Origin of the sequence: Kitasatospora sp. NPDC091257, from assembly GCF_044757675.1 — a bacterium.
Classification (GTDB): domain Bacteria; phylum Actinomycetota; class Actinomycetes; order Streptomycetales; family Streptomycetaceae; genus Kitasatospora; species Kitasatospora lactacystinica.
This window is the reverse complement of record NZ_JBIVVI010001089.1, coordinates 1-3,109: the sequence shown is the minus strand read 5'-3', so window position 1 is coordinate 3,109 and position 3,109 is coordinate 1. Positions and strand designations below refer to the sequence as shown.

Below are 3,109 nucleotides of genomic sequence, written 5' to 3'. Positions count from 1 at the left end.
GAGTAGCGGTCCGGTAGGGCCGTGCCGGCCAGGCCCGGCCCTACCCGGCCGATCCGACCCGACCCGACCCGACCCGACCCGATCCGACCGGCTCGGCTCAGGCGGGCGGGGCGAAGCCGGTGTCGGTGGCGGGCTTGTCGAGGGACGGAGCCGTCGGGGCCGCCGGGGCCGGGGGCGAAGCAGGGGCGGCGGGCGGTACGGGCACCGGCGGTGCGGTGGGCGCGGTCGGGGCCACCGGTGCGGGCCGCTGCGCCGGCAGGCCGAGGACGCGGACGGGCCGTCCGTCGGCCGTGACCGTCGGCGCGGGGACCGGACCGGAGGCCGGACGGGGAGCGGGCACCTGGGCGGGTCCCCGTCCGGCCGCCCACAGCTGCTCCTGGGCCCGCATCCACTCCCGCCGCTGGCGCTCGGTGAGCACCGCGCCCAGGTACGCCGCCGGGTGCAGCCCCGGCGCGATCGGGTGGCCGATCCGGGCGGACAGGTCCTCGGCGAGCCGGGTGGACATCCGGAGCATCACCGCCGGATCCAACTGGCCGATCCGGCCGAGCAGCTGGCGGATGGCCAGCCAGAGCGGCTCGGGTACGGCGGACAGGTCCATCGCGACCAGCTCGTGGCCCATCGCCTGCAGCAGGTGCGGGTGGACCGGCGGCAGCGGGGAGGCGGAGCCGCCCGCGCCCGGGGTGCGCTCGCGGACGACCACCGTCCCGGCGAAGATGTCGCCCAGCCGCTTGCCGTCCGAGTGCACCACCGAGGTGATCACGGCGGGGGCGCCGGTCAGCACGATCATCTCGAAGAAGCCGACCAGCCCGCGCACCAGCGAGTGCCGGAACCGCACCGGCCCGCCGTCGGTGCGCACCACCCGCAGGCCGAGCGCGGCCTTGCCGAGCGAACGGCCGCGGGTGAGGGTCTCGACCATCACGGGCACGGCCACCAGGAAGAACACCATCAGGCCGATCATCGTGGCGGCCAGCGCCGCGCCGTCGAGCCCGATCAGGGCGAGGCTCAGCAGCAGCGTGAACACCAGCAGGGCCGCGAACTCCACCAGCAGGTCGATCACGATCGCCAGGGCCCTGCTCGGAAGCTTCGCCGTCCGGAGGCCGAGAACGACCGCCTCACCCGTCACCAGGTCGCTCAAGACACCTGTCCGTTCACGTTCTTGGAGCCCGTACGGCTCGCCCATGGAGATCCGCTCCTGGGAGTGCGGCAGTGCCGGGGGAGGGAATCACCCCGGATCGGCCCCCCTGACCCGCTCTCCGCAGTCTGATCCGCAGCCGCAAACATACGGGGCCCGGCAGGCGCACGGGAAGTGAGATCCCGGCGGCCGCGGCGGCGGCCGCTGCTGGCATGCTGGGCCGCACGTGTCCGCCCGGACCCGCCGCCCGCCCGGACGCACCCGCCCGCGCACGCACGTCCGCGCCCGCCGCCGATCATGGAGCCGCCGAAATGGACCTGGACGTCTTCGTCGCCACCCACCAGGGGGAGTGGGCCCGGCTGGACGCCCTCGCCCGCCGGCGCCGGCTCGGCGGGGAGGAGGCCGACGAGCTGGTCACGCTCTACCAGCGCGCCACCGGACACCTCGCCAAGGTCCAGGCCGCCGCGCCCGACCCGGCCCTGGTGAGCCGACTGACCGGGCTGGTCTCGCGCGCCCGCAGCGCGGTCACCGGCGCCCGGACCAACGGCTGGCAGGACGTCGCCCGCTACTACGCGGTGAGCTTCCCCGCCGCGCTCTACCGCGCGCGCCGCTGGTGGGTGCCGGTGGCGATCGTCTCCATGGCGGCCACCGCACTGCTCGCGTGGTGGATGGCCACCCACCCCGAGGTCCGCAACAGCCTGATCGCCCCCGAGCACCTCGACGAGCTGACCCGCCCCGGCGGCCAGTACGAGGCGTACTACTCGGACCGGCCGGCCAGCTCCTTCGCGGCACAGGTGTGGACGAACAACGCCTGGATCGCCGTGCAGTGCCTGCTGTTCGGGATCGCGCTGGGCGTTCCGGTGCTCTACGTGATGTGGACCAACGTGGTGAACCTCGGCATCGGCGTCGGACTGATGGCCTCCGCCGGGCGCCTCGACGTCTTCCTCGGCCTGCTCATTCCGCACGGCCTGCTGGAGCTGACCGCGGTCTTCGTGGCCGGCGGCCTCGGGCTGCGCCTCGGCTGGACCGTGATCGACCCCGGCCCGCGCACCCGCTCGGTGGCGCTGGCCGAACAGGGCCGCGCGATCATCGGCATGTCGATCGGCCTGGCGACGGTCCTGGCCGTCTCCGGTGTCCTGGAAGCCTTCGTGACCCCGTCCGGCCTGCCGACCTGGGCCCGCATCTCCATCGGCGTGCTGGCCGAGGCGGCCTTCCTCCTCTACGCCCTGGTGCTGGGCCGAAGGGCCGCCGAGGGCGGGGAGTTCGGCGATCTGGAGGCGGCCGACCGAGCGGACCTCCAGCCGGTCGCCGCCTGAGTCGATGTGATCCACAGGCCCCTGACCTGCTAGTCTTCCTCTCGTCCGGCCAAACCATTGACGTGGTGAGGGTGGGCTAGTAGGTTTCAACGGTTGGGACTGACTGGACAACGGTCGGTCCCGGGCGTTAGTGTCTACGACACCGCCGAATCGAGGCGAGTGCATTTCACGAAATGCGCACCCTCCGACGAAGCAAATCCCACGGACTGAGCACTCCGAAAGCCTTGATAGGCTTCGGAACGAAGTTCGCAGGAAATCCCGCCAGCGGGAATCGGATGAATGAAGCCCCGGTAAACGGAGCGGAAAACGTCTGGTAAGCTGGAAACACGAAAGAACGAAGCCCGGAGGGTCCGCTGGAAGGCGGTCCGAAGGAAGCGTCCGTTCCTTGAGAACTCAACAGCGTGCCAAAAGTCAACGCCAGATATGTTGACATCCCCGGCCTCAGGTTTCCTGGGGTTGGAGATTCCTTTTGAAACAAACACTAGCGAGGACGCAGTGCGCGGGGCCGCCCTATTCCGGTGGTTGCCGTGCCGCTCAACGCGGGTGTCGACCCGATTACGGGTAAACATTCACGGAGAGTTTGATCCTGGCTCAGGACGAACGCTGGCGGCGTGCTTAACACATGCAAGTCGAACGGTGAAGCCCTTCGGGGTGGATCAGT

Annotated in this window: 2 protein-coding genes and 1 rRNA gene; 2 read left to right on the top strand and 1 reads right to left on the bottom strand. The window is 71.3% G+C overall.

Annotation, left to right across the window (positions count from 1 at the left end; genetic code table 11):
* Positions 1-97: 97 nt before the first annotated feature.
* Complete coding sequence (locus tag ACIQOV_RS34735; protein WP_401054833.1) at positions 98-1,135, bottom strand: RDD family protein; 1,038 nt, start codon at positions 1,133-1,135, stop codon at positions 98-100.
* Positions 1,136-1,443: 308 nt separating this feature from the next.
* Here ACIQOV_RS34735 and ACIQOV_RS34730 point away from each other — a divergent pair, with 308 nt between their 5' ends.
* Complete coding sequence (locus ACIQOV_RS34730; protein ID WP_401054831.1) at positions 1,444-2,448, top strand: stage II sporulation protein M; 1,005 nt, start codon at positions 1,444-1,446, stop codon at positions 2,446-2,448.
* 568 nt (positions 2,449-3,016) lie between these two features.
* Positions 3,017-3,109: ribosomal RNA gene (locus tag ACIQOV_RS34725) — 16S ribosomal RNA — on the top strand; the annotation flags it as partial.

Coding starts and splice junctions, on each gene's coding strand:
- ACIQOV_RS34730 (WP_401054831.1), top strand. CDS start 1,444: ATGGACCTGGACGTCTTCGTCGCCACCCACCAGGGGGAGTGGGCCCGG.